The 24,757-nt window shown below is 69.1% G+C and carries 22 protein-coding genes and 1 pseudogene; 8 read left to right on the forward strand and 15 right to left on the reverse strand.

The genetic code is table 11. The features are described 5' to 3' along the window. Window positions 1-73: 73 nt before the first annotated feature. The 5 genes from H297_RS0104550 to H297_RS0104575 all read right to left on the reverse strand — a co-directional run bounded on the left by H297_RS0104550 (window position 74) and on the right by H297_RS0104575 (window position 3,977). Window positions 74-823, reverse strand: coding sequence for an SDR family oxidoreductase (locus tag H297_RS0104550; protein ID WP_027736077.1), 750 nt, complete (start codon window positions 821-823; stop codon window positions 74-76). Between the two features lie 650 nt (window positions 824-1,473). Beyond that, window positions 1,474-1,713 carry a hypothetical protein gene (locus H297_RS44010; RefSeq protein ID WP_486589404.1) on the reverse strand — a complete coding sequence of 80 codons (240 nt, stop codon included), beginning with the start codon at window positions 1,711-1,713 and terminating at the stop codon, window positions 1,474-1,476. A 308-nt stretch (window positions 1,714-2,021) separates the two neighbouring features. Beyond that, the gene (locus tag H297_RS0104565; RefSeq protein ID WP_027736079.1) at window positions 2,022-2,519 is read right to left on the reverse strand and encodes a hypothetical protein; all 498 of its coding nucleotides are present in this window, start codon (window positions 2,517-2,519) and stop codon (window positions 2,022-2,024) included. A 287-nt stretch (window positions 2,520-2,806) separates the two neighbouring features. Then, entirely contained in the window at window positions 2,807-3,229 is a 423-nt protein-coding gene (locus H297_RS0104570) for a RidA family protein (RefSeq protein WP_027736080.1), read from the reverse strand. A 58-nt stretch (window positions 3,230-3,287) separates the two neighbouring features. Continuing rightward, window positions 3,288-3,977 (reverse strand): HD domain-containing protein, encoded by a 690-nt coding sequence (locus H297_RS0104575; protein ID WP_027736081.1) that lies wholly within the window; start codon window positions 3,975-3,977, stop codon window positions 3,288-3,290. Window positions 3,978-4,049: 72 nt separating this feature from the next. On the opposite strand from H297_RS0104575, the gene H297_RS0104580 reads away from it, so the two are divergent. The 3 genes and pseudogenes from H297_RS0104580 to H297_RS41175 form a co-directional block, all read left to right on the forward strand. Next, a complete protein-coding gene (locus H297_RS0104580; RefSeq protein ID WP_027736082.1) occupies window positions 4,050-4,994 on the forward strand; it encodes a helix-turn-helix domain-containing protein in 945 nt (314 codons plus the stop codon). Between the two features lie 277 nt (window positions 4,995-5,271). Next, window positions 5,272-5,754 (forward strand): hypothetical protein, encoded by a 483-nt coding sequence (locus H297_RS0104585; protein WP_158693637.1) that lies wholly within the window; start codon window positions 5,272-5,274, stop codon window positions 5,752-5,754. Between the two features lie 238 nt (window positions 5,755-5,992). Further along, a pseudogene (locus tag H297_RS41175) lies at window positions 5,993-6,360 on the forward strand (transposase); the annotation flags it as partial. A gap of 17 nt (window positions 6,361-6,377) precedes the next feature. Here H297_RS41175 and H297_RS0104595 read toward each other — a convergent pair. Next, a complete protein-coding gene (locus tag H297_RS0104595; protein WP_027736084.1) occupies window positions 6,378-6,752 on the reverse strand; it encodes a MerR family transcriptional regulator in 375 nt (124 codons plus the stop codon). A gap of 67 nt (window positions 6,753-6,819) precedes the next feature. Here H297_RS0104595 and H297_RS0104600 point away from each other — a divergent pair, with 67 nt between their 5' ends. Continuing rightward, on the forward strand, window positions 6,820-7,155 hold the full coding sequence (locus tag H297_RS0104600; protein WP_027736085.1) for an EthD domain-containing protein: 336 nt from the start codon (window positions 6,820-6,822) through the stop codon (window positions 7,153-7,155). Between the two features lie 652 nt (window positions 7,156-7,807). Here H297_RS0104600 and H297_RS0104605 read toward each other — a convergent pair. From H297_RS0104605 to H297_RS0104625, 5 genes are all read right to left on the reverse strand, one after another. After that, window positions 7,808-9,772 (reverse strand): hypothetical protein, encoded by a 1,965-nt coding sequence (locus H297_RS0104605; RefSeq protein ID WP_158693638.1) that lies wholly within the window; start codon window positions 9,770-9,772, stop codon window positions 7,808-7,810. 9 nt (window positions 9,773-9,781) lie between these two features. Beyond that, complete coding sequence (locus H297_RS40140; RefSeq protein WP_051351527.1) at window positions 9,782-10,201, reverse strand: hypothetical protein; 420 nt, start codon at window positions 10,199-10,201, stop codon at window positions 9,782-9,784. Between the two features lie 410 nt (window positions 10,202-10,611). Next, window positions 10,612-11,547, reverse strand: a complete 936-nt coding sequence (locus tag H297_RS34510; RefSeq protein ID WP_158693639.1) for a hypothetical protein — start codon at window positions 11,545-11,547, stop codon at window positions 10,612-10,614. Window positions 11,548-12,137: 590 nt separating this feature from the next. Beyond that, the gene (gene rraA / locus H297_RS0104620) at window positions 12,138-12,629 is read right to left on the reverse strand and encodes a ribonuclease E activity regulator RraA (protein ID WP_027736087.1); all 492 of its coding nucleotides are present in this window, start codon (window positions 12,627-12,629) and stop codon (window positions 12,138-12,140) included. 151 nt (window positions 12,630-12,780) lie between these two features. Beyond that, window positions 12,781-13,416 (reverse strand): TetR/AcrR family transcriptional regulator, encoded by a 636-nt coding sequence (locus H297_RS0104625; protein WP_027736088.1) that lies wholly within the window; start codon window positions 13,414-13,416, stop codon window positions 12,781-12,783. A 150-nt stretch (window positions 13,417-13,566) separates the two neighbouring features. On the opposite strand from H297_RS0104625, the gene H297_RS0104630 reads away from it, so the two are divergent. Continuing rightward, a complete protein-coding gene (locus tag H297_RS0104630; protein WP_027736089.1) occupies window positions 13,567-14,307 on the forward strand; it encodes an SDR family NAD(P)-dependent oxidoreductase in 741 nt (246 codons plus the stop codon). 425 nt (window positions 14,308-14,732) lie between these two features. Continuing rightward, window positions 14,733-16,406: an NAD-dependent malic enzyme gene (locus H297_RS0104635; protein ID WP_027736090.1), complete on the forward strand. Its 1,674-nt coding sequence runs from the start codon at window positions 14,733-14,735 to the stop codon at window positions 16,404-16,406. A gap of 587 nt (window positions 16,407-16,993) precedes the next feature. Here the strand turns inward: H297_RS0104635 and H297_RS34515 are convergent. After that, on the reverse strand, window positions 16,994-18,217 hold the full coding sequence (locus H297_RS34515; RefSeq protein ID WP_037792959.1) for an MFS transporter: 1,224 nt from the start codon (window positions 18,215-18,217) through the stop codon (window positions 16,994-16,996). A 49-nt stretch (window positions 18,218-18,266) separates the two neighbouring features. Here H297_RS34515 and H297_RS34520 point away from each other — a divergent pair, with 49 nt between their 5' ends. Continuing rightward, complete coding sequence (locus H297_RS34520; RefSeq protein WP_486589405.1) at window positions 18,267-19,181, forward strand: LysR family transcriptional regulator; 915 nt, start codon at window positions 18,267-18,269, stop codon at window positions 19,179-19,181. A gap of 63 nt (window positions 19,182-19,244) precedes the next feature. Here the strand turns inward: H297_RS34520 and H297_RS0104650 are convergent, their stop codons facing one another. From H297_RS0104650 to H297_RS0104660, 3 genes are all read right to left on the reverse strand, one after another. After that, window positions 19,245-20,210, reverse strand: a complete 966-nt coding sequence (locus tag H297_RS0104650) for an aminoglycoside phosphotransferase family protein (RefSeq protein ID WP_027736091.1) — start codon at window positions 20,208-20,210, stop codon at window positions 19,245-19,247. Window positions 20,211-20,598: 388 nt separating this feature from the next. Beyond that, complete coding sequence (locus H297_RS0104655) at window positions 20,599-20,886, reverse strand: hypothetical protein (RefSeq protein ID WP_027736092.1); 288 nt, start codon at window positions 20,884-20,886, stop codon at window positions 20,599-20,601. Beyond that, on the reverse strand, window positions 20,883-22,337 hold the full coding sequence (locus H297_RS0104660; RefSeq protein WP_027736093.1) for a sugar porter family MFS transporter: 1,455 nt from the start codon (window positions 22,335-22,337) through the stop codon (window positions 20,883-20,885). The genes H297_RS0104655 and H297_RS0104660 overlap by 4 nt, the downstream gene beginning before the upstream one ends. 323 nt (window positions 22,338-22,660) lie before the next feature. Here H297_RS0104660 and H297_RS0104665 point away from each other — a divergent pair, with 323 nt between their 5' ends. Beyond that, on the forward strand, window positions 22,661-24,706 hold the full coding sequence (locus H297_RS0104665; RefSeq protein WP_486589406.1) for a SpoIIE family protein phosphatase: 2,046 nt from the start codon (window positions 22,661-22,663) through the stop codon (window positions 24,704-24,706). The last annotated feature ends 51 nt before the right edge of the window (window positions 24,707-24,757 follow it).

Below are 24,757 nucleotides of genomic sequence, written 5' to 3' on the forward strand. Positions count from 1 at the left end.
ACCTCTTCAATTGGCGTTGTGCAGGGCACCGACGCAGGCAGACGCCGGCCGGTGCGCCCGCCCGGGGGCTGCGTCAGCGAGTGGTGTAGCCGCCGTTGGGGAACATGGTCTGACCGGTGAACCACCAGCCCTCGGTGGCCAGGAACCGGATGACCGGGACGATGTCCTCGATCTGCGTGAGCTGGTTGCCCATCGCCTGCGACTTGTGGAACTCCACCCGCTCCGGCGTTTCCTGCGGGTAGAAGAACGGCGTATCCATCGGCCCCGGAGCCACCGTGTTCACGGAGATCCCACGGTCTGCGAACTCCTTGGCCGCCGCCCGGGTGAAGTGCTCCAGCGGCGCCTTGCCACCGGCGTACGTGGAGTAGCCGTCGGTGAAGGCGGCCAGCAGCGACGTGCCCAAGCTGATGATCTTGCCGTGGTCGTTCAGCCGGCGCCCGGCCTCCTGGATGAAGAAGTACGCCGCCTTGGCGTTGATACCGAACATGCGGTCGTACTCTTCCTCGGTGGTCTCCAGGATCGGCTTACGCAGAACCATCCCGGTGGTGTTGACCGCGATGTCGGCGCCGCCATAGGTGTCCACTGCCGCGTCGAAGAGCCGCCGTACGTCGGCCACCTTCGTCAGGTCCCCCTGGACGGAGACGGCCTGCCCTCCGGCGTCCTGGATCGCCTTCACCGTCTGCTCGGCGTCGCTCTGAGAGCTGTGGTAATGCACGACCACCTTCGCCCCGGCCTCCGCGAAAGTCCTGCTGACCAGCCCGCCCAGGTTCTTCTCACCGCCGCCCACGACGACGACCTTGTCCCGCAGGGTGTCCTCAGTCATGCTCCGCGCTCCTTCACGTGCTTGCTGGTTCTCGATCTTGCTGGTGATCGACTTGATCACGTACTGCGGACGAGCCTAGGCAGACATTCCGGGTATCGGGTAACAGAAGTTTCGGGTCGCGCCACAAACATCATCGGTACCTCAGCCGGCGTACAGGCCAGCGCCGAGGGCGGCCACCCTCCTTTTCGGTGCCGCCGTATGCGGCAGCAGCCCACAGCCCGCTCCGGCAACCTGCACGGCAACCACCCGCGGATACGTCCGGCCGACTCCCGTACTCGCACACCACGTGAACCCGCAGGGGCGGTGCGAGCTTGAAAGGAACAGTCGCCTGGGTGGGCCTGTGGCATGCCGCTCTACGGGCGACAGGGCGGCGACCAAGCTGCGATGGAGACTGTCGGCACACGACGCGGAACCGGCGGCACCGCGCCGACGCGCGGGCCTTCACGCCAACAGTGGCACTGCTGCCAGGTGAGCTGATGCAGGTCGACACCACCGACTGGACATCATGACCATCACGCGGTGCCGGGTCGGCGGCGAGGGCGCACACTGCGCCTCCGCCAACTTGAAGTCGCAGGTCAAGGGGCTGGTGTGACCGGCGCTCGGAGCGTTCACGCTGGTCACGGGTGACTGTCTGAGTAGTAGATCGTCCGTCAGCTGAACCGGCCGTCGGGCAGTTTGCGGAGCCAGCCGCGAGCGACGAGTCTGACCAGCTTGCTGCGTAGCGGTTCCATCTCGGCACCCACGCTGACGTCCACTCCCACTCCCACTACCTCCCCGCCGACCTCGCGGGCGCTGACCGGTCCGGCGGCCTGCCGTACGGCGGCGATGATGCGCTGGTAGTCCGGCAGGAGCAGGCCCTCGTCCGGTTCGCGGTGCGGGATCAGCGTCACCGCCCGGGCAGCCCACCTGCCCGGCCGCAGTCCTGGCGGAGGCGCGTTCCTCGGCGAGCTGCCCGGTCATCCCCCTCAGGGACACGCTCGGTGACAGCGAGTTCGTCCCGCTCGGCCCGCACTTCCGCGAGCTGGCCAGTCAGTGGATATTCGAATTCGTCCAGTTCCGCACGCCGTGCGGTGATCCGTTCCAGCAGATCGGAGCCAGCGTGCACCGGCTCGTGGAAGGCTGCCGGACTTCGGTGAGCGAGAACCGGATGGTTCAGCTACCTGCTTATGCTGACGACCGCTTGCTCAGGGCTCGTGCGCTACGCATGTCGATTCTGTTCGGGCCGACCACGCGCCAGACGCTGAGCTTCGACCGTGACCTCGGCGTCGAGCTGGGCCAACATCCTGTTCCCGTACTCGACGATGTCGTACTCGTCATCGAGCTCAGCAAGGCGCTCGGCCAGGGGGAGCTGATGGCCGAACCGCTGGTGGGTGCGCATAGCAAGCTCTCGCGGCGTCAGCTGGCCCGCCAGCATCCGGTGCGCGAGCGCCCGCACGGCAGCGTCCTGCCCGGCCTCGCTGTCGCGCGGGTAGTACACAAGGTCCAGCTCATCGAGTACGACGGGAAGCAGGTCAGGAACGTCGTACTCCGCCTCCGCACGTGTGGATCCGGCCAGAATGCGCAGTGCCGGGCTGTCCAGTCCGGCAACGAGTGCCGCGCAGGCAGCCTCGACGACATCGTGGGCATGGGCCTCGCCGATACTCCAGAGAACGGCGCAGTCTTGCAGATCAATGGTTGCGGCTTCGATCGGCGACACTCACACATGATTCCCTGCACGAGATGATCCCGTCGACCGCCTTTCGGCTCAGGCGCCGACCGCACTGACGGACGATCTACCACTCAGCCAGTCGCCCGTGGCCGGTACGAGCACCCCGAGCACCCCGAGCGCCGGTCATACCGGCCCTTTGACCTGCGACTTCAAGTAGGCGGATCCTTACTGAGCACCCCAGCCACCGCTTGGCGAAGGACACACAGGTGCCCCCGCCGGAGCACCGCACCGTGCCCCGGGACCGCAACATCCCGGGGCGCGGCGGGTGCGCTTCGTCAGGCTGTTCCGTCGGGGTAGGCGGCGGTGGCCTGGATCTCGACGAGCAGTTCCGGACTCGCGAGGCCGCTGACACCGATGATCGACCAGGCGGGGTAGGGCGCCCTGATGAGACGCTGCTTCGCCGCGAGGAAGCCGGACATGTGCTCGCGGATGTCGACGTGGTAACTCGTCACGTCCACCAGGGCGCCGAGGTCGAGACCTGCCAGCCGGAGGATCTCCTCCAGGCGCCGTATGGCGAGTTCGGTCTGCTCCTCCACGGTTGCGCCAGGGGTGCCGTCGGGGCGGCGGCCGATCTGGCCGGAGATGAACAGGTGCCCGTGCGCACGCATCGCGGGGGCGTGGCCGAAGCGGGCGAAGGCGTCGGTGGTCGCACCGAAGACGGGCGAGTCTTCGGGGACTTCCACAGGGTGGATGGACATGATGGCGTTCCCTTCTCTTCCTCTGTTGTTCCGGTCGGTCGGATGGTGACCGGACCGGTCAGTTGCCCCAGCGGGAGGAGCTGAAAGCGTGCTCCATCCGAGTCCTGCCGTAGGTCCGGCGCTCACGCAGGAACTCGCCCGCTATCGCGTAACGGGGCGCATTCGCGGGGTTCTTGGCAGCTTGCGCGACGATCGCGTCGGTGAGTGAGCGGATCATCTCCAGCCGCGGGTAGGCCGCGTGGACGGTGTCCGCCTGCTCGTCGGTGAGGGCATCGGCGTGGTTGTTCCCCATCGGGCCGCCGAAGTCGAGTGCGACGCCCTCGCGGACGAGCACGCACAGCGGGCCGCGGCGCTCCGCGATGCCCGCTGAAGTGTGCAGGGCGATGGCCTGCCAGACCTGGTCGGCGTCCGCCGCGGACCGCCCGTGTTCGACAAGGAGCGCGGCAGCCCGGTCGGCGCCCTCGACCTCGAAGCGCTGCATGTGCGGCCCGTCCGGCGCCACACCGATGTCGTGCATGGCGCATGCGGCGAACAGCAGCTCGTCGTCGTAGTCCCGTCCAGCGGTCAGCTCCAGGCGCTCCGCCACAAGTCGGGCGAACAGATAGGTGCGCATGCTGTGGTTGAACACGGACGGTGTCTCCACCGACTTGACGAGTGGCACGACAGTGCCGGCGAGTGGTGTGTCGGGCAACGCGATCAGGGCGGCAGCCGCCTCGTGGGCCGTACGGCCGCGGGTCGATCCGGTCATGTCTCTCAGAGTGACGCTCAAGGCCCTGACCAGGCGAGTGGCAATCTTGACCCGTTTCGTTAGTATCTTGCCATGAAGGCACATCGAGTCGCGGTCCTGGCTCTGGACGGCGTCACCCCGCTCGATCTGGCGATCCCGGCACAGATCTTCAGCACCCGCCCGGAGACCCCCTATGAGGTGGCCGTGTGCGGACTCGACTCCGAGGTGACGACCACCGGGGGCTTCTCCCTGGTCACCGAGGGCGGCCTGGACCGGGTACGCGCCGCCGACACCGTGGTCGTGCCTGGCTACGAACCGGGACGCGAGCCGGTGGCAGATCCGCCCGAGGAAGTGCTCGACGTCCTGTCCTCGGCACGCGACCGTGGTCAGCGGGTGGTGTCGATCTGCACCGGCGCCTTCGCACTGGCCGCGGCGGGCCTGCTGGACGGCTTGCGGGCCACGACGCACTGGCGGCACGTCGACGCACTCGAACGGGACTTCCCCGCCGTCACCGTCGACCGCGATGTCCTCTACATCGACGAGGGGGACGTACTCACGTCGGCCGGGGTGTGCTGCGGCATCGACCTGTGTGTGCACCTGGTGCGCCGTGACCTGGGCGCACTCGTGGCCAACCAGATCGCCCGCGGCCTGGTAGCCGCGCCGCACCGCGACGGCGGGCAGGCCCAGTACGTGCCGGCCCCGGTCACCGCAGCCGGAGAGATGTCGCTGTCCGAGACCCGGGGATGGGCTCTGCACCATCTCGACAAGCCACTCACACTCCGCGAACTGGCCCGGCACGCGGGCGTCTCACCCCGCACCTTCATGCGCCGGTTCGCCGAGGAGACGGGCACCACGCCCCTGCAGTGGCTGCTGAGCGCCCGCCTGGCCAAGGCACGTGAACTGCTGGAGACCACGGATCACTCGGTGGACCAGGTAGCCAGGGACTGCGGCCTCGGCACAGCGGCCAACCTGCGTCTGCATTTCCGGCGAACCCTCGACACCACCCCCACCGCCTACCGCCGCACGTTCACGCACTGAGGCTCCGCGCTCATCACTCCGACTGGGTCGGATGCAGGGCGAGGACGGTGAGGATGAGAGCGAGGACGGTGGGGATGCGGGCGGGGTGTCAACGGCCCTGGCAGTTCTTCCACTCCGCCTTCGACCGCAGTCCGAGGGGACACGAACGGGCACTTGCCGTCGGCTCGACCCGGCGGGGACTGTGCAAATTTTGCCGGGCACCCAAAGTCCTCGCGTTGTAAGTGAGGTAGGAAAACGCCGGTTGCCGATGCGGTTCAGGCCCGCGAGCATCTGTGTCATGGAGACGACAGGCCGCGGGCGTTGGGACGAGGTCCCTCTGCTCCAGCTCTTCCCGCTCGCCGGCGAGGACGACTTCGACATCATGGCTGGCGCAGCCGCCAAATTGGACGCGTCGCGGTCGGCGCACCGGCCCTTGATATGGCAGTGGGCCCCAGCGGAACTCCGGACGAGTATCACCGTGCTCGACACCGCCGAGGACCAGCTTGAGTTCGCCTTGAACGTGGACTGCACGGACGGCGATCCCGTCGATCACGTGTCGGTGGACGTGCGAGTCTCCTGCGACTGCGGGGCAGGCACCCCCATCCACACCGCGTGGAGCGACCCGCTGTTTCTCACCGAACTCGTGGACTGCCAGCCCATGGCGCTAGGAACGGCCTTCAGCATCTCGGCGGGCTCCCTGGGCAGCCGGCTGAAGGAGCCCGGGACGCCCGCATTCTGGCGCTCCCGAGCACGCATGTCCAAACGGTGCGCCACGCGTTGAACGGCACGAGACGACGAACCTGTGATGCCCGCACCAGGCTGACGCAGTGGCACCGCCGCGATGGCGCGAGGGGGCTGTACGACCCGGTGAAACGGGCTCACGTCGACACGCGGTGACCTACGAGTGCTGGTGCCAAGGCGCGTGACGGGGTCGCGCAGCGCTCCCGTTCCTTGGTGTGGGACGCAACCCGGCAGCTCCGGCGAGGGCATCAGCACAGGAGGTGCGGAACGCGCCTGCCTTCGCTCACGTCATGGCCCGCCTCCGCGTCCCCCGGCAGCGAGGGACGCCCCCGTACCAGGCCGGATGCGGTCCTGGCCGACATGGCGTACTCCTCCCGCGCGACCCACGAGCACCTGCGCAAGCGCGGAATCCGGGCGGTCGTCCCCGTTCCTGCCGATCAACGCTGTCACCGGCTGCGGCGCGGCAGCCGAGGCGGCAGGGCCACCCGCCTTCGACCGCGAGGCATACAAGCCGCGCAACACCGTCGAACGGTGCATCAACCGCCTGAGGCAGTGGCGGGGCATCGCCACCCGCTACGAGAAGACCGCAACCATCTACCTGGCCGGACTCCACGCCGCAGGCGTCTTTTTCTGGTCCGCACGCTGATCCACACGCCGCCCAGTTCACACCTCGCCGTCCGCCGACCGTGTCAGGTACGCGAGGTTGTCCTTGATGAGGTGGTCCAGTGCGTCTCTGGCGGCGACGAGGCCGCCGATGTCCTCGGACAGCCGGGCTCGCTCGCGGTCCATGATTGCCAGTGCCTGCCGCGCCCTGTCCTCGCTCGGCTCGGTCATGCAGGGCACCATCTCGACGAGGGTGCCGCTGGAGATGCCCGCCGCCAGGAACGCCTGCACCAGGCGCACCCGCTGGACGTGCTCGTCCTCGTAGTGACGCTGTCCGCTGGGCGAGCGGGAGCTGACGAGCAGGCCCTGTTCCTCGTAGTAGCGCAGCGACCGGCGGCTGGCTCCCGTCCGGGCGGACAATTCACCGATCCGCATGCAGAACTCCTCCCCTGCTCCTGCTTCACTTGCCCCTGACATCGATGTGAGCGTTTAGGTTAACTCCATGCTGAAGCTCATCTTCATGATCAACCGCGTCGAGGGCATGTCGTACGAATGTTTCGTCGACCACCATCGGAATCGGCACGCGCCCCTGTTCACCTCCATCCCGGAGGCGGAGCGCTACGTGCGCAGATATGCCGTGTCGCACCCGGTGCCCGCCGAGAACTACCCGCCCCGGGCCTATGACGGCCTGACGGAGATCTGGTTCGAGGACTGGGAGGACCACGACGCCTTCTTCGCCTCCGACAACTACCGGACACTGGTCAACCCCGACGAAGCACGCTTCATCGACATGGGCTCAGTGGCCGTGATGGTCACCGAGGAGAAGGAGGTCATCTGACCGACCGACTCGGCGGGCGGATCCGAACTCAACTCTTGCGGTCGGCCCGCATACACGGTGATGGCCGTGCCCGCCGCATCGCCGACGACATCCTGGGCGCCCTGGGCACATCAGTCAGCGGCGCACTCGGACACAGGACCACGTGATCCGAGCGAAACTGCCTCCGTTTATGACGGTACCGAAGACGGTCGAGTCGTTGACGTCGCCGGGCGTGGTGACGACGGCCATGGGCAAGCTTGGGTCGGCAGCTCGCCGACGTGACCAGCCTCGCCCAGGGCCGTGGCGAAGCCGACCTCGTCGACGCGCCGGCGAAAGCGGACTCGAAGTGCCAACCGGAACACGTCAGAAACGTGCCGCAAGGCGTATCCGTCGAGCGGGTGCTGAGGTTTCACTCGGAATGGCGCCGCCGGGGAGCCCCGCCGCGACCCCGGCGGTGGGCGTCACCCCGCTCATCGCTCGCTGCGGACACCCCCTCCGGCTCCAGCCTGGGTACCTGCCGTTGGGTGGCCGAGCGTGACCGACCGACCTCATGGCCGCATCGCTTCCGGCAACCGAGGAGCCGTTGGAATCGATGCGACAAGATCCACGTCGCCCTCCTCCGGTCGGCCGTCTCCATCATCCTGTACAGGTGCGTGCATTGCACGAGCAGTTTTCATCCGGCTGTTTCCCTCACCGCCTGCTGCAGTGCTTTGGCGTCCGGTGACGTTGTCCGGAGATGGGCGACCGCGGTTGCCGCATCTGGCCAGATGTCGAAGTGACCCCAGTGAAGCGGCCAGGCGTAGCGTCGGTCGATGATCCAGGCAAGGTGTGCTTCGATGTCGGCGCGGCGCTCGGGTGGCGCGATGGCCGTGTCCGGTTCGATGGGCAGGCACCAGGTGTGATCGTCGAGCGCAAGGATTTTGCCGTCGAATTCGGCGTATACGTACTCCGGGTGGATCGGCAGCTCAGCGTCCGCTTCCCGTAGAAACGTGTAGTCGCTCATGATGTCGGCGCTGTCGGCCCGCAGGAACCGCAGGACTTTCTCGCCCACCGCGACGATCACGTTGTCAGCGCCCCACAGGACTCCTTGCGTATCATCCGGGGCGGCCAGTGTGCGCAGCCGCCTGGGCTCGCTGTCGCCCAGTGACCAGATCTCGATGTCTCCCGCTGCTGTGAGGACGGCCCCCTGGTCTCCGCACGGCGCCCAGGCCCACACCGCGAAGTCCCTGTTCTCACGGGCCAGAGCCGTCTCCGCAGGGGTGACGGCCAGTCGGTGGCTGAGCCGCCCGTCGTCATAGATCTCCACGCCGGGCTCGGCCGCCTCTTTGCTCAGCACGGCGGCGAGCCGGGCCGTGTCACCGCGCATGCCCCAGTGCAGCGACAGGTCCCAGCGCGACCCGACAGTCGGTGCGGGGTCGGCGGCCGGGTGGCCGGTGTCCGCCTCAGAAAAGTGCAGCAGCCCCTTGTGGACATGAGCGAGGAAGCGTCCGTCAGGACTCCACTCGGCAAGCCAGTCGACCCTGTGGGTGAACCAGAGCGGGGCGCCCGTGGGGACGTCGACGACGAAAGCTTCGGAGCGGTTGGCGACGTACAGCCGGTTTCCGTCAGGGGACCAGAGGGGCGGGCGGTCGACCTCCAGCTCCTCACCGCAGGATTCCCGGATGCCCGCCGGTACAGGTCCCTTGGCCAGGATGTGCTCGTGCGGCATCTCGGCGTGCTCGGCCAGCCAGAACAGGCGACCACGCTCCAGCGGGGCCAGGCAGCCCCACACACCGACCCTGTCCTTGTTGCCCGTCGCGACGTAGGCACTGCGGCCGTCGGGGTGCAGCGCCCACGCCGGCGGCCGGGAAGCGCCGTTCGTCACCTCAGCCTCCGCTCGTCGCTCGGAGGACCCACCGAACGGATCCCACACACCGATCGCATTGGTACGGAAAACCATGCCCAGGTGCAGGCCGTCTGCCGACCACTGCACGGTGCGCGCATGACCGTCCCAGCCGACGCCGCCGTCGATCCGCTCCAGGACGTTGACGCACCGCCCGGTCGCGACCTCCCAGACCTGCGCGGTACCGCTGTCGCCTTCGCCCCAGTCGCCGGTGACCAGATGGGCGCCGGAAGGGCTGAGCGCCAGTGCGGTGATCTTCGACCGGTGTCCGTAGGGGCGGCTCAGCACCGTGCCACGCACGCGGATCATGTTCGTGGCCAATCGGTGCGCCGGAGTGACACCGTGCCCGCCTTCGAGCTCCGTAAGCCGGGCCCGCAGCAGCGGGAGGTCGCGGGCCGGCACAAACGCCGCCCAGTCGGCTTCCCTCAGCATCTCTTCGAGTTCCGCCGGGTCGGCCGTGGCAAGTGCTGCGGGGTCGACGAAGGAGTCCGGTGGCTCAGCCGTCCGGCCCACCGGCTCCTCAAGCTTCGCGAGCGCCGCGAGGAGGGCCACCTCGTCGTAGTTCGGTATGCCCTGGACGTACGCCTCGTCCCCCTTGTCGCTCGATGTCTCCCGTCCTGTGAAGATCGCGGCTGTCGAGGGCGTGAGCTCATTCGTCACGTGCACGCCTGCAGCTTCCAGTCGTCGCTCGGCCTCGCCGGGTCCGAGGGCGCCGAAACTACCGGAGAGCGCGACACCACGGCCTTTTGGATTCATGGGGCGAGACTACTGATCGGCACTGACATCACCGTGACTCGCGTCCGGGAACGGGCTGGCTCTGGGGGCGGAACCAACTGGGAGCAGGCCCCCGCCTCCAGGCCCAGCGCGGACTGCCGACGCACCTTGCCTTGGCGCGGGAGAGCGGGCTTTCCCCGACGCCTGGTCGTTCGTCAGGTCCGCGTTGTCCACGTACCCGGCGTCCATCTTCGCCGCCATCGCGGTGCGCTTCCGCTTCAACGCCATGGTGAACGCGCCCGCCGTGCTGGGCAGTCCGGCGTGCTCGCAGTACTCGACGACCAGCGGCTCGCACTCCTCCCAGGAGAGGAACCGGTCGTGGAGGTTGGCGCAGGACTCAGAGCCGATGACCGCCACGCCGCCGGTTCGCAGCTCAGCGACTACGGCGCGACGACGATGCGTTTTCGACATGGCTTCCTTCTGTCCTGTCGCACGCATCGTCGACTCGCCATGTCCGGCGCGAGACCGACTCCGTGCGCGGTGGGGGTGGGCGGACGAGACGTAATGCCTGAGCCAATACATCGGTCAACCAGGAGGCGAACGACTGTCCGTACCCCTGAACGCCACGATCGTTGCTGCCTGGCGAACGGCCCTCCGATACTGGACGTCCCTGTTCGTTCAGTTGGCTTCTTTACGGCACGACCAGAATTCGGTGGCGGACATCTCGGCGGTCGACGCACGGCCGGTGACGGAACCCTGCTCGGTCCTCGCGACACGCTCTTGTGCTCCCCGCCGATGGCGCATGAGCTCGTGGAAAGCGCGTGATCGGCGTGACAGCCGTGCTCCAGCGAGGTCGCGCATGCCTTCGGGGCGGCGTGCGGTCAATCCCACTCCCACCGGATGCCGTACAGTCCGGGCTCGACATCGGTGAGCGCCAGATGCGCCTGGCCCCCACTACCCAGCCAGAGAGGGCCCAGCGACCGTTCCGGCGCGCCGAGACGGGCTGCGTGGAAGCCCTCACACCGGGCCGGCAGCGCTTGGGAATCGAAGAGTGTTTCGACCACCAGGACAGGGGCCGGACGGTAGAGGGAGTGCCGGGTGCAGGACTGCGGCCGGACGTGTCCCTGCCGCGCGGTGTAATCGACCGTCGTTGTTTCTCCCCGGTTGAGGACGCGGTCCAGGATGAGTTCGACCACCGAGTAGTCCGCCCACGGACCGCGTCGCGTGCGGCCCGTGCGACAGGGCGGCTCCGCACTGACACTGGAGAGTGGACTCGGGGTATGGAGGACGGTGAACACGCGGTCGACCCCGTCCTGTTCCGCGCAGACCAGTCGCCGTACCCGCGTGCTCAGCGAGGCGCGGTCGGCGCCGACGATCTCCTGGATGTGGGCGTACCCGCTGGACACCGCCCACAGAGCCTCCCGGGCCCCGGGCCCCAGCAGGTCCGGCACCGCGTCCAACCCCTCCGATCCGCTGCACAGTTCGTGGGTGGTCAGCGGGCCGGTCGACGGTGCCCACCGGCCGCGTGGTCGCCGCGGGCCGAGAAGTACCACCAGCGAGTCGGCCGGTAGGCCGGGGATCTCTCCCAGCATCCTCACCGCCCGCAAGGAGCCCGCCCGTTCCGACCGGTTGCTGCCGCGCTGCCAGTAGCTGAGCGCCGCCGGGCTGACCCGGACTCCACGCTCGCTCAGCTTCACGCTGATGCGCTGCAGACTCAGGCCGCCGTCAGCGATGGCACCGCGAAGCACCTCGCTGAACAGGCCGCAGCGGAGGGCGCGCTCCGGTTCGGACTCCCGGCGTGGAGGACGCATATGCATGGCACGTCACACTCTGTCGGCGCGGGAGAATCGGGGACCTGACGGGCCGCGGCGGGCGTCAAGTCCGCTCTCCGAACAGCCGGAGCATCGTCTGCCTGTCGGCTGCGTACCGGCGCACATGACGGAACCATCAAGAGGTCTGTCCGCCCCTCTTCGCCGCCTCGGCTTGTCTCACGGCGCTCACTGAGAGCCGATCCCCCCCCCAGGCGATGACTCTCCCCACTTCGACGATGTGTATGCATGGCTTCTCGGGCACAAGCTCGGGCTCCACCGTGCCGCCACGCACACGAGTCCGCCCGCGACACCACCGCGCCCCGACGTCGCCTTCTCCGATGATGCGCCGAGCGACAGGGGGCCCACCTGGACCGGACTGTGGCGACCTGCGGGCGCGCGGGGCACGTCGCAGGTCCACGTCTTGCCCGCGCTGCTCGGTCCAACCGCCCAGTGGCGGGGCGGCGAACCAGGTCTCGTGTGACGGCGACACCACGCTGTCCGGCAGAGCAGGCACGGCGCCCGGTCTCTCCCCCGCCACCTCAGTCCCCGCGGGCGGGCGTCGTCGGCACCCGTCAGCCCTTCCAACAGTCGTGTGGTCAGGTGCGGTACGGGAGAAGGGCGACACCGTCGTCGTCTGCGTGCAGGATGTCGCCGGCGTGGAAGGTGACGCCGCCGAAGGTGACGGGGACATCGACCGTTCCGGCGGCGTCCTTGGCGCTCTTCCGCGGGATGGTCCCCAGTGCCTTGATGCCGAGCTTGAGGCCGGCGAGCGCGGCACTGTCACGGACGGCACCGTGCAGCACCAGGCCTGCCCAGCCGTTGTCCTGGGCTGCGCCGGCGATGAGGTCGCCGACCAGGGCGGTACGCAGAGAGCCGCCTCCGTCGACGACCAGAACGGTGCCGTCGCCGGGGGCGCGCAGCAGGTCACGCAGCAGGCCGTTGTCCTCGTGGCAGGAGACGGTGCGCACGCGGCCGGCGAAACCACGGTGAGCGCCGAACTGGCGGAACTGCAGGTCGCAGACCCGCAGGTCGGCGCCGTACCGGTCGACCAGGTCGGCGGTGGGAACGGGGGTGATCCGATTGGTCATGAAGTGTTCCTTCGCTCGGGGATGCCGCGGCCGGTTCTCATCCGGCTGTCAGGACGGCGGAAGCGCGAACGCGGCAACCTGCTCGGGGCTGAGAGGGCGGGTTGACAGGGAGTGGGGAGCGGGCGGTGCGGAGGATGAGTACACACGCGGCCTACTGGGGCGCACCGGCGAGCCGGCCCATCACGTCGTACACCTGCTGCGGGGCCAGCGACGCAGGAGATGGCGGCACTTGCATTGGTTCGGTGCGCAACCCGTCAAGCAGAAAGAGGACTTGACGGCGCCAGGTATCGGGCGCGGTGTCCGCGGCTGCGCGGGCGAGCAGAGAGTTGGTGCCGAAGAGGAGCAGGAGGTCCTCGGCGGTGAAGTCCGGGCGGATGGTGCCCGCTGCCTGGGCTCGCTCGATGATCCGTGTGGCGGCGTTCCTCACCCGGCCGCAGATCGCCATCAGGCACTCGGCAGCCGGGTAGCGTCCGCTCACGACGTCGGCAACCGCGGGGTCGGTGGCCTGCAGTTCACAGACCTTCTCGACGTAGTAAGCGAACCCCTCCCCGGCGTTCTCGAAGGCCAGGGCGTGCTCTGCCGCTTCGCCGAGACGGTCCGCGGCCAGGCCGGTCACCACTTCGTCGATGAGCGCCTCGCGGGTACCGAAGAGGTTGTAGAGGGTGCCGTGGCTGACACCGGCCCGGCGGGCGATTTCCTTCAGGGGCACCCTGAGGCCGCGCTCCTGGAAGAGCTCGGCGGCAGCTGCCCGCAGTTTCTCCGAGTTCCGTTGCGCGTCGGCCCGCATCCGGTCGTTCCTCCTGTACTCCGGCACTTACGACCTTCATGGTCGCATTCCCCACTCGCCCAACTTGACCCCATGGTCAAGTTGAGTGTTACCGTCGGCACATAAGTTGACCACAGGGTCAGGAACGCTGCCGTGCCAAGGAGTAGTCCTATGTCCAAAGTGCTCGCCGTCTTCGGTGCCGGTACCGGTCTGGGAGTGTCCGTGGCCCGCCGCTTCGGGCGCGAGGGTTTCCGGGTCGCGCTGGTCGCCCGCCGCAAGGACCGGTTGGACGCCCTCGTCCAGGCGCTCGCCGACGAAGGCATCGAGGCGGTCGCGTTCTCCGGTGATCTTTCCGAGCCCGCCGAGGCGCCCGTTCTCATCGAGGCGGTCCGGGACCGCCTCGGCCGGATCGACGTGGTCGAATACGGGCCGATCAGCGCCAACGAGGGCTTCACCCCGGCCGCTGAACTGGACGCGGTCACCCTTGAACGCCTGATCCCGCTCCTGCTGCTCACCCCGGTCGAGGTGGTCCGGGCGGTGTTGCCGGAGTGGTCCGAGCGCGGCGACGGCACCTTCCTGCTGGCCCAGGGACTCTCAGCGGCACAGCCGATGCCCCACCTCAGCGGCCTGGGCCCGGTGATGTCCGCTACCCGCAACTACCTGTACTCCCTCAACGCCGAGCTGGCGGACACGGGCATCTACGCGGGAGCCCTGACCATCGCGTCTCTGATCGCCCGCAGCGAGGTCTCCGCCGCGGCCCAGGCCGCTTTCGAGTCGGCGGACGGCCCGCAGTTCCCGATCGCCGACCCGGACGATCTCGCAGAGCACTACTGGGACATGTACACCACACGTGACCGCGTCGAGCAGTACCACCCCGCGTCACTGACTCCGCAGACCACCGCCTGCCGCTGACGCCCTCCCCCGCCTGCCCAGTCATGACCGTCGGACAGTCCCTCGTGCCCTGAGACAGAGGTTCGTTGGCAGTAAGCGGCGGCTTTGTCGAGGATCTCAGGTCACCAGGCCCAGGCGAATCGGTGGCAGCAATGGTCGGAGCCCTGCGGGCAGCAGGCGAAGCCATGTACCGGCCAGCGAACGGTGTGCGGCGAGGGGCGGGGAGTCCGAGGCGGAGCGCGTGGGAAGGGCCGGTGACCACCGGCTCACGGAGCAGGGACGCTGTGCAACCTCTGATGGGACGGGACCCGCTTGTGTGCGGCGCTGCCGACGGGGCAGCTCAAGATCGACGAGCCACGGGAGAAGTGACTGCGTAGGGTGGCCGTGGGGCGACACCGCCGGGCCCGTCGGGCCGTATTTCCTTGATCCCGCCGTAGGGAGAAGTGATGGCAAGGCACGTCGTGCGGACTCCAGCCACTCCGGACGTGCTGGCTGATCCGTCCCGCAACCGGGGCGTGGCCTTCACACCGGCGGAGCGGGACGAGCTGGGTCTGACCGGGCGCCTGCCCTCCGGAGTCCTGGCGCTGGAGCAGCAGGCGCAGCGGGTCCATCAGCAGTTGCAGACACAGGGCAGCGATCTGGCCAAGAACGTCTGTCTGGAGCAGCTTCACGACCGCAACGAGACGCTCTACTACAAGGTGCTCACCGATCACCTGGTGGAGCTGCTGCCGATCGTGTACGACCCCACCGTCGGTGAGGCGATCGAGAAGTACTCCCACGAGTACCGCCGCCCGCGCGGGGTCTTCTTGTCCATCGACCGGCCCGACGACATCGAGAAGTCCTTCGCCACGCTCCAGCTCGGGCCTGACGACGTCGACCTGGTCGTGTGCACCGACGCCGAGCAGATCCTGGGCATCGGCGACTGGGGCGTGGGCGGCGTCCAGATCGCGGTGGGAAAGGCAGCCGTCTACACCGCGGCAGCCGGCATCGACCCTCGTCGGATCGTCCCCGTTTCGCTGGACGTGGGCACGGACCGCGAAGCGCTGCTCGAAGATCCGCTGTACCTGGGCAACCGGCACCCCAGGGTCCGCGGGGCCGACTACGATGCGTTCATCGATAAGTACGTACGGTGCGTGGCCTCGATGTTCCCGCGGGCGCTGCTGCACTTCGAGGACTTCGGCCCGAGCAACGCCCGGCGCATCCTTCAGACCTACGGCGACCACTACCGGATCTTCAACGACGACATGCAGGGAACCGGCGCGATCACCCTGGCTGCGGCCCTGTCGGCGGTCAAGGTCAGCGGCGTGCCCATGCGGGAGCAGAAGCTGGTGGTCTTCGGCGCGGGGACCGCGGGGGTGGGCATTGCCGACCAGCTCCGCGACGCCATGGTCCGTGATGGTGCGAGCCGTCGGCAGGCCACGGCACAGATCTGGCTGGTCGACAAGCCCGGGCTGCTCACCCAGGAGGTGCATGGGCTGCGCGATTTCCAGCAGCCCTATGCGCGCGATCCGTCGGAGGTCGCCGGCTGGAAGGCGGACGACGGCGGGATCTCCCTGCTGGAAACCGTGAAACAGGTCGAGCCGACGATCCTGCTGGGCACCTCCACCGTGCACGGAGCCTTCACCCGTGAGGTCGTCGAGGCCATGGCCGCGGGCACCGAACGTCCGCTCGTTCTTCCGCTGTCCAACCCGACCTCGCGCATCGAGGCCATGCCGGGCGACGTCATCGCCTGGTCGAAAGGCAAGGCCCTGGTCGCCGTCGGTATCCCCGTTCCACCCGTCGAGTACGACGGGGTGACCTACCGGATCGCGCAGGCCAACAACGCGCTGCTCTATCCGGGGCTGGGTCTGGGCACGGTCGTCGCCGGCGCCTCGAAGGTGTCGGACGGGATGCTTCTCGCCGCTGCCCGAGCGGTGGCCGAGCAGGTCGACGTGGAGGCGCCGGGCGCTTCCCTGCTGCCGCCGGTGGAGGACCTGCGCAAGTCCTCCACGATCACTGCGGCGGCGGTGGCGGAGGCGGCGACCGCCGAGGGCATCGCCGCCAGGGAGGTGCCCGACGCCGACAGGGCCGTCCGACAGACGAGTTGGGAGCCGGTCTACGAGGACGGCACGACGGCGTGACCGTCTGCCGGAAGAACTCCGCTGCGAACCGTGCCGGTACGCCCGCGCCACCGTCGCGCGGACGCGCGGCCGGTACCGGCGCCTGCACCGGCCGTGCCGGAAGTGTCCGGGTCCGGTGCCCGTTTCCGCCGCTCTGTTCGGCCGGTCCGTTTCGATGCCGGCCGTGAGCGCGAGGTCGACCTTCCTGGTGACCCGAGGGCACGGGGCGGGCCCACGCGGCTGGACCACCGGCTGTACGACCACGGTCTGGAGGGTGCTGGAGACCTGGGCGCGCCCGCAGGGCCGGGCTGAAGGGCGTACAGGGGCACCGGCCCCTCCCCGCGCTCCGATCTGATGACGGCGCTCGGGGTCCCGGGACGGGGCGGGACCGGCACAGGCGGCCTCTCCGGGAGCGCCGAACCTGCCGAGGCCGGAGCACGCGCCGCCACCGGCGGGACCCCGCCACCATCGGCGACGAGGTCAGCGGAGAGCGCGGCCGGTCCCTGCGGGCCTTGTTGTTGTGCTGTCGCTCAACCCGGCACCCCGGCGACTCCTCGCCCCGGTACTCGCTGCCGTGCCGCTGGGTGCTGGGCGCGCGGCTGGTGGGTTCAGCGTGGCGTTCCGGCCGCCCGGCCGCTGAGCCAGGCCAGTGGAGCCGACGCGGCGATGGCCACAGCGGCGACGGCGAAAGAGCCTGCCACCGTGAAGGCACCCGACATGAGGCCCACGCCTGCCGCACCGATGCCGGTACCGGCGTCGTAGGCCATGTTCCAGGCGGTGCTGGCCAGGCCACTGCCGCGGGATCCGGGGCCCGCCTGCGCGAACATCACGACGAGGGTGTCGTTCTGCAGAGCGCCGAAACCCAGCCCGTACACGGCGGAAGCGACCATGGAGACGGGCCAGGGGGGTGCCCCTCCTACAACCGCCGCGAAGCCCGCCATACCCACAGCACACGCAAGGACGCCGAGCACGAGGAGGCGGCCGGGACCGGCTCTGTCACTCAGCCAGCCGGCCCCCCAGCGCCCGGCGATCGCCGTGGCGGAGAGTACGAACAGGGCGACGGCAGCCACGTGCACCTCGTCCAGAGCGAGGGGGAGGAAGGATGTCACGCCGCCCAGTGCGCAGGCTGCCGTGATCAGTACGGCCCATGGGGGCAGCATGGAGCGCCACTTCCCGGCGATACCGGACCCACGTGCACCGGGTGGGAAGGGCCGGCCGCCTCGTTGCCGCGTGCCGGCGGATACTGCGCCGATCAGGGGAGCAGCGATGACGCTCAGGAGCGCCGAGACGGTGAACACCGTGGCGTAGCCCCAACGCTCCACGCCCCACACGGCCAGCGGCAGGCAGACGACCTGGGGAAGGCCGACCGCGATGCCGTACCAGCCCACGGCGCGTCCGCGTTTCCGCTCGGTCACCAGCTCGGCCACGAGCGCGCTGCCGGCGACGGCGACCATCGCGAACCCGACGCCTCGCACGGCCGACACCGCGAGGACGGGCAGCAGTTGTGACGAGGCAAGGTAGGCGAAGGTCGGAGCTCCCAGCAGAACCGCTCCCCCTGCGAAGAGCGCCGGGAGGCTGAGTTTCCTCAGCAGCCACGGCATGCACATCTGGACGGCGGCGGTCACCCCCATCGTCACGCCCGTTGCCGCACCGGCCCACGCGGTTTCGGTCCCTCCCTCGTCCGTCCACAGCGGTACCACCGAGAGCAGCGGTGCGTAGTTGGAGAAGGCGCACGCCGTCGCGAGGAGGAGCAGCAGGAAGTCACGGTCGGCGAGCCCGCCCCTGGAAGGGGCGCCTGCGCTGCCGGAGGTGTCGTGGGCGGTGAGGATCATGCCTTCGTTGTAGAAGCTGCGCAGTCATTTCGTCCAACGAATGTTTGCGATGGGTTCCATCGAGGACACCGATGCAAGTGTGGAGATGAAGCATCTGCAGACTTTCCTGGAAGTGGCCCGTTCGATGAGCTTCACCCGGGCCGCCGACGAGCTCGGCTACGTCCAGTCCAGCATCACCAGCCACATCAAGGCCCTCGAAGCCGACCTGGGCGTCGCGTTGTTCGAACGCCTGGGAAGACGGATCGCCCTCACCCCGGCCGGAGAAGAGCTGCGGGGTCATGCCCAGCGCATGGTGGCCCGCGCCCAAGAAGCACGCGAGGCCGTACTGCAGGCCGCCGGGGACGCTCACGACGTACGCGGCACGTTGCACATCGCCGCGCCGGAGAGCCTGTGCGCCTACCGGCTTCCCGTGGTGCTCCGGGCGCTTCAGGACCGCTACCCGCTGCTGCGCGTCGTCTTCCGGCCCGCAGACCGGGCATCGCTCCTGGCGGCCGTCAGGGACGGCACCGTCGATGTGGGGTTCCTCCTCGAACGGAGCGTCACCGCGCCCATGACCAGCGCTGAGCTTCTGACCGAAGAACCTCTCCTCCTTGTCGCACGACCCGGGTATCCGCTCACGGGACACAGACAGGTGCGGACCCCTCAACTCGCTGACGAGACACTCCTCGTGATCGAGAAGGGCTGTGCGCAACGGGAAGTGATCGACACCGAGCTCAGGGAAGCAGGAGTAACCCCCACGCTCATGGAGTTCGTCAGCATGGACGCGATCAAGAAGTGCGTCACGGCAGGTCTCGGGATCGCTCTGCTGCCGGCCAGCACCGTGCGAGAGGAGAGCGAGCGCGGAGAGCTGGCGGTTCTGCCCTGGACACGCGCCCCGCACCTGGGCGTCTACCTGGTCACCCACAGGAGGCGCACACCCACCCGGGCACTGGACGCTCTCGCCTCACTGGCCCGCAGTCTGTGATGCGTCGGACGGTCCAGGTGACTGACCTTGCGGCACGTGGGGCACACCGCGGGCCGTCCCGGCTCAGCCCAGCCGGTCCATCAAGGCGGTGACATAGGTGTCCAGCCGCTCCTCCACCACCCGCGTCGTCAACTGCGTCCTGCCTGCCTCCCGCCACGGCTGCGCCACCCACTGCACTTCCTCCGAGCACGCCAGTCCATCCCGCACCTGCCAGTACAGGCGTTCACTCGCAGCCGCGGCCAGCACCCCGCCCCTCTCCTCGTACACCTCGGCGAACCGCAGGCCCCACTCCGGCCCGTGCAACAAGGCCAGAACGGCGGAGCAGTGCGCCACGTCGAGATCCGCCGGGCCCCAGGAGGCTGCCGCCCAGTCGACGACGCCGGTGATCCGGGCACCTGCCGAACTCGGGGATGCCATGCCGCCGAACAGTACGTTGCCGGGTTGGAAGTCCCGGTGCAGGAACCGCCCTTCGTAGGACGGCGGGGGCTTGCGGATCACCTCGATCGCTGCGGCCCAGGCCGCCGTATCGGCGCCCTTCGGTACCACGACGGTCTCCGGGGTCGTCAACGCCACGTACTTCCGGGGGCGCTCGGCGGGTCGCACGGCGTGGATCGCCACGAGTTGCCGGGCCAGCAGAGAAACACGTGTCTCCAACCCCTCGTCATCGAGGACGGTCCGGCCATCGAGATGTGTCATGAGGAGCGACGGATACTCGCAGTGCGCCGCGGTGTCGTCCACCGCGACCAGTTCAGGAGCCGGCACGCCGCTCCCCGTGAGCAGGTTCAAGGCACCTGCTTCCCTGTTCAGCAAGTCCGCGGCCTGTCCGGCGTAGAACGGGTCGACGAAGCTTCGCAGCACCAGGTGGCGGGCGTCTCCGTCCCGGCCGCCGATGGTCAGCCTCCGCATTTCGGCTGTGATGCCGCCGTGCAAGGCCTTGGCCCCGACAACGCGTTCACCGGCATCAAGGTACCGGCCCACCCAGGCCAGCGTGCCCGGCCGGACGGTTCCGGTCTCATCATGGTTGGTCACCGTGCCACCCCATCACCCTGGCGCACGAGACGCACCACCATTGATCCGGGAGAGCTCCGATCGCCGACCTGCTGTACGAGCGGTGAGCACCTGAGAACCGGCGCCCCTCCCCCACGTCACCGGCCCGGAAGTCACATCCGCCGCCCGAGTACACGGACTCGTCCCTCGCACCTGCCCCGGGCACCGGACGGCCTACGCGCCGCAGACGTGCCGCGCTGGCTGGCTGGCTGGCTGGCTGGCCATCCGTGCATCGACGAGATCGGGAGCGGCCGCGACAGCAACCGGTGGCGGGTGGGCGCGTGGGCCCTGGCGTCGCCTGGGGCTGAAGTGCGCCGTGGGGCGGTTGGTGCTGGTGGCCGCGGAAGGCGGCGCACCAAGCGGCGGTCGGTCACCGCTGTCGCCGCTCGATGCGTGCGGCGAGACCGTCGAGGATGCAGGCGAGTCCGAACTGGAGCGAGTCGGCGCCGACCGTGCGGTGTTCGCCGCTGGTCAGGGCCGCCGTCAGGGCGGGGAAGCGGCTGCCGTGCTTGTCGAGGATGCCGCTCATGGTGGCGTCCCATTCGGCGTCGCCCCCGGAGTGGGTGAGCTCCTGGGCGACATTGCGGACGTGGCGTCGGACAGCGGGCACGGTGCAGCGCCGGTGATCCGTCGCGTCGATGCGGCGCACCTCCGTCATGGCCCGGTGCGACCGCCGTCGGACGGGTTCCCGCGTCCGAAGCGGGACCGCAGTGAGGCATCGATCTCGTCGAAGCCACGGCCCTTGGTCTCGGGTACGAAGCGCCCGACGAAGACCAGCCCGAACGCACAGACGAGCGCGAAGATCCAGAACGTCTCCCCTTGGCCGATGACATTGGCCAAGGGAAGGAACGCCTGGCCGATCACGAAGTTCGACAACCAGTTGACGGTCGTCGAGGCGCTGGAGCCAGTTGCTCGTACGGACGGCGGAAAGACCTCACCGACCAGTACCCAGAAGATCGGGCCCAGGCCGCCCGCGTAGACGGCGATGTAGAGCACCATGAACACCAGCGACAGCGCGGAGCCCAGTCCGGCCACGAAGCTCAGGCCCAGCAGCGCGAGCGTGACCAGCATTCCGGCCAGCGAGCCGATCAACAGCCGCCGACGGCCCACCCGGTCGATGAACCGGATGGCAACCAAGGTCATGACCAGGTTGATGAGGCCGATGAAGACCGAATAGAGGATCGAGTTCGAGGCGGTCAGGCCGGTCTTCTCGATGATCGTCGGAGCGTAGTAGATGATCGTGTTGATGCCGCCGAACTGCTGGACCGCGGCCAGCACGATCCCGACAGCCAGCGCGGGGCGGGCAGAAGGCGAGAGCAGGCCCCGCCAGCCCTGCTGTGGCGACTGACCGGTGCTGTCCGTGCTGGACCGCTCCTGCTCCGCCTGGCGCTGCCGGAACCTGTCGATGAGCTGATCTGCGTGCTCCTCGTCCGTCACCGACGCGATCACCCGCCGCGCCTTGTGCTCGGCGCCGTTCCTCAGAAGCCACAGCGGGGACTCCGGTACCAGGAACAGCGTGCCGGCGCACAGCAGCAGGGAAGGGACGAAGCCGGCGCCGAACATGGCGCGCCAGTCGCCGCTGCCGGAGAATGCCAGGTCCACGAGGTACGAGGCCAGGATGCCCACGGTGATCATCAACTGGTTGGCGCTGAGCAGCCGGCCCCGCATCTCGGGCGGCGCGATCTCGGAGAGGTAGACAGGCACGGTCGCCGAAGCCGCCCCCACCGCGAGCCCCAGCACGATCCGCCCCAGCATCAGCACCCCGTACCCGCCGGCGACCACCGCGATCGCCGTGCCCACGACGAAGACCAGCCCCTCCGCGACGAGTGTCTTCCTACGCCCGAAGCGGTCCGAGACGCGGCCGGCTCCCAGCGCACCGCACATGGCCCCGATGAGCATGACGCTCACGACGCTGCCCTGCTGTACGGAGCTGAGCCCGAAGTCCTCCCTGACGTAGAGCAGGGCACCGGAGACGACGCCTGTGTCGTATCCGAACAGGAATCCGCCGACCGCGATCACCGCTGACCAGAGGGCGACCTTACGTTTGCCCTGGGCAGGTACTTCTTCGAGCGGGCCGTGGGTTCCGGGCTCCCGGGAATGGCCCTGCATATCGGGGTCTCCTCATGGTGGTCCGAAAGATTTTCGTCAGCCGCCACGAGGGGCGCCCCCTAGAGGTTCCGGAAAGGGCCGGCCGGGAAAACGGGCGCTGAGCCAACTGGGGCCGCGCCGCGCTCCGGGCCGTGCAGGAGCAGGTCCTGGCCGTGCCGCGCGTGCGGCTGCCGTCCGAGAGGCGCAGGCGCCCGGCCGGCCGCATCATGGAGTGGACGTCCACCCGGCCACGGACAGTGACTCCCCCGAGCGGGACGGGCGCCGTCCAGGAGGGTTGGGAGGCCGTGATGCACCGCTTCCGCGAATCGAACAACCAGCCTCCCATGATCAGCGAGCCGGAGCGTGTCGGCCGGGTGGCTCTGGCCATCAACGGAATGGGCGTCTTCATCTGGGACCTGGCCAGCGGGGTGATGCGGTACGACGACGTCGGCCTGTCCGTCATGGGCATCAGGCCGCAGGAGTGGGACGGGCGGCTCAGCACTCTGGGTGAGCGCATGGTGGAGGCGGAGCTTCCCGCGGTCGAGGCGCGGGTCGACCGGGCTCTGAGGGAGCGGACGAGTTTCAGCCTCTACTTCCGGGTACGACTCCGGGACGGTTCACTGCGCTGGACGCACACCCAGGGCAATGTGATCTCCGACAGTGCGGGACGCGCGGTCCGGGTCATGGGCGTCATCAGAGACGCCAGCCAGGAGCTCCGGGCCGTCGACCAGACGGAGGAGGTGCGCCGCGCGCAAGGCGACCGCCGTCGCCAAGCCGCCATCGTCGGCCGCCTCAGCGATGTTCTGGCCCCGGCGATCACCGTCGAGGACGTCACGGAGGCGGTCACCAGCCCCCATCTGCTGCACCAGCTCGGCGCCGCCACCGTCGCGCTGGGTCTGCTGAAGAAGGGGCGTGTCGTGATGGTGGGCTTCCGCGGCACGTCCGAGGACTTGATCCGCAACCTGCACCTGACGCGTTTCACCGAGCCCCTGCCCTTCAGCGAGGTGCTCCGCTCCCGCACACCGGTCTTCATCACCAGTCGCGAGGAGTACGTCGCGCGCTATCCCAGCCTGCGGGCGTTCATGGAGCAGATGCCCGACGCCACCGCCGCGGTCTACCTTCCGCTCATCGCCCAGGGCACCGCGATCGGTGCCATCGGGCTCTCCTACAACGGCAAGTCGCACTTCACGCGTGACGAGCGGACCGTGCTGACGGCCGCGAGCAGCGCCATCGCACAGTCGCTGCAGCGTGCGCTGCTCTACGACCGCGAGCACGAGCTGGCGACCGGGCTCCAGGCGGCGATGCTTCCCGGGGCGATGCCGGACATACCCGGTCTGGATCTGACGACGCGCTACCGGCCTGCTCACGCCAGCGGGGACATCGGCGGTGACTGGTACGACGCCATTCCCCTGCCGGACGGCAGGGTCATCGCGGTCGTCGGCGACGTGCAGGGCCACGACGTGACCGCCGCCGCGGTGATGGGGCAACTGCGGATCGCGCTGCGCGCCTACGCCGACGAGGGTCACCCGCCGGCAACCGTCATGGCCCGCACCTCCGCCTTCCTCACCGAACTGGACACCGACCGCTTCGCCACGTGCCTTCTCGCACTGCTCGACCCCCGCACGGGTTTCACCGTGACCGTCCGCGCCGGGCACCCCGAGCCTGTCCTGCGTCGTCCTGACGGAAGCGTCACCTGGCTCGCGATGCCAGGGGGGATGCCGCTCGGGCTCGCCGACCCGACGGGTCTGCCCGTCTACCCCGAGACGGAAGCCACCCTGGAGCCGGGCTCGACGCTGCTGCTGTGCACCGACGGCCTCATCGAGGCACGCACCGCGGACATCGACCAGGGGCGCGCCCGGCTTCTCGACACCCTGCGCAACGGCCCCGCGCTCCCGGATCCCCTCGCAGACCACCTGCTCAACACCATGGGCCGCTACACCGGGCAGGAGGACGACGTCGCCCTCCTGCTGCTGCGCCACGCTCCCGCCGGACCGGCAACCACCCCGCGCATCACCGCGCCGATCAGCCGCACCGACCCGGACACGCTGCACGCAGCCCGGTGCCGTCTGCGTACCGCCCTGCGCGAGTGGTGCCTGGAACCCCTGGAGGACACCGCCGAACTCCTCGCCTGCGAGCTGGCCACCAACGCCCTGCTGCACACCGGCGGCAACGCCACCCTCACCGCCGAACCCGTGGGAGACGGCAGACGCACCCTGCGCCTGACGGTCGGGGACGCCTCACCCTCCTCCCCCCGGCGACGAGCCGCCCCGGGACAGTCCACGTCCGGGCGCGGTCTCGTCCTCGTCGAGGAGCTCGCCACCGCCTGGGGGGTCGCCCCGCGCGGCAGCGGAAAGTCCGTGTGGTGCGAGATCCCCCTGGCCCCCGGCTGACATCGGCCGGGTGTGAGCACCGATCGCGGCGCTCATGCCCTGCCTTCTGCG

It is taken from the genome of Streptomyces sp. CNT360 (genome assembly GCF_000424785.1).

Coding starts and splice junctions, on each gene's coding strand:
- H297_RS0104655 (WP_027736092.1), bottom strand. CDS start 20,886: ATGACGGAGGTGCGCCGCATCGACGCGACGGATCACCGGCGCTGCACC.
- H297_RS0104580 (WP_027736082.1), top strand. CDS start 4,050: ATGAAGGCACATCGAGTCGCGGTCCTGGCTCTGGACGGCGTCACCCCG.
- H297_RS0104600 (WP_027736085.1), top strand. CDS start 6,820: ATGCTGAAGCTCATCTTCATGATCAACCGCGTCGAGGGCATGTCGTAC.
- H297_RS0104575 (WP_027736081.1), bottom strand. CDS start 3,977: ATGACCGGATCGACCCGCGGCCGTACGGCCCACGAGGCGGCTGCCGCC.
- H297_RS0104625 (WP_027736088.1), bottom strand. CDS start 13,416: ATGCGGGCCGACGCGCAACGGAACTCGGAGAAACTGCGGGCAGCTGCC.
- H297_RS0104570 (WP_027736080.1), bottom strand. CDS start 3,229: ATGTCCATCCACCCTGTGGAAGTCCCCGAAGACTCGCCCGTCTTCGGT.
- H297_RS0104585 (WP_158693637.1), top strand. CDS start 5,272: ATGGAGACGACAGGCCGCGGGCGTTGGGACGAGGTCCCTCTGCTCCAG.
- H297_RS34515 (WP_037792959.1), bottom strand. CDS start 18,217: ATGATCCTCACCGCCCACGACACCTCCGGCAGCGCAGGCGCCCCTTCC.
- H297_RS34520 (WP_486589405.1), top strand. CDS start 18,267: ATGGGTTCCATCGAGGACACCGATGCAAGTGTGGAGATGAAGCATCTG.
- H297_RS0104635 (WP_027736090.1), top strand. CDS start 14,733: ATGGCAAGGCACGTCGTGCGGACTCCAGCCACTCCGGACGTGCTGGCT.
- H297_RS0104605 (WP_158693638.1), bottom strand. CDS start 9,772: ATGAATCCAAAAGGCCGTGGTGTCGCGCTCTCCGGTAGTTTCGGCGCC.
- H297_RS0104660 (WP_027736093.1), bottom strand. CDS start 22,337: ATGCAGGGCCATTCCCGGGAGCCCGGAACCCACGGCCCGCTCGAAGAA.
- H297_RS40140 (WP_051351527.1), bottom strand. CDS start 10,201: ATGTCGAAAACGCATCGTCGTCGCGCCGTAGTCGCTGAGCTGCGAACC.
- H297_RS0104630 (WP_027736089.1), top strand. CDS start 13,567: ATGTCCAAAGTGCTCGCCGTCTTCGGTGCCGGTACCGGTCTGGGAGTG.
- H297_RS34510 (WP_158693639.1), bottom strand. CDS start 11,547: ATGCATATGCGTCCTCCACGCCGGGAGTCCGAACCGGAGCGCGCCCTC.
- rraA (WP_027736087.1), bottom strand. CDS start 12,629: ATGACCAATCGGATCACCCCCGTTCCCACCGCCGACCTGGTCGACCGG.
- H297_RS0104665 (WP_486589406.1), top strand. CDS start 22,661: ATGATCAGCGAGCCGGAGCGTGTCGGCCGGGTGGCTCTGGCCATCAAC.
- H297_RS0104595 (WP_027736084.1), bottom strand. CDS start 6,752: ATGCGGATCGGTGAATTGTCCGCCCGGACGGGAGCCAGCCGCCGGTCG.
- H297_RS0104550 (WP_027736077.1), bottom strand. CDS start 823: ATGACTGAGGACACCCTGCGGGACAAGGTCGTCGTCGTGGGCGGCGGT.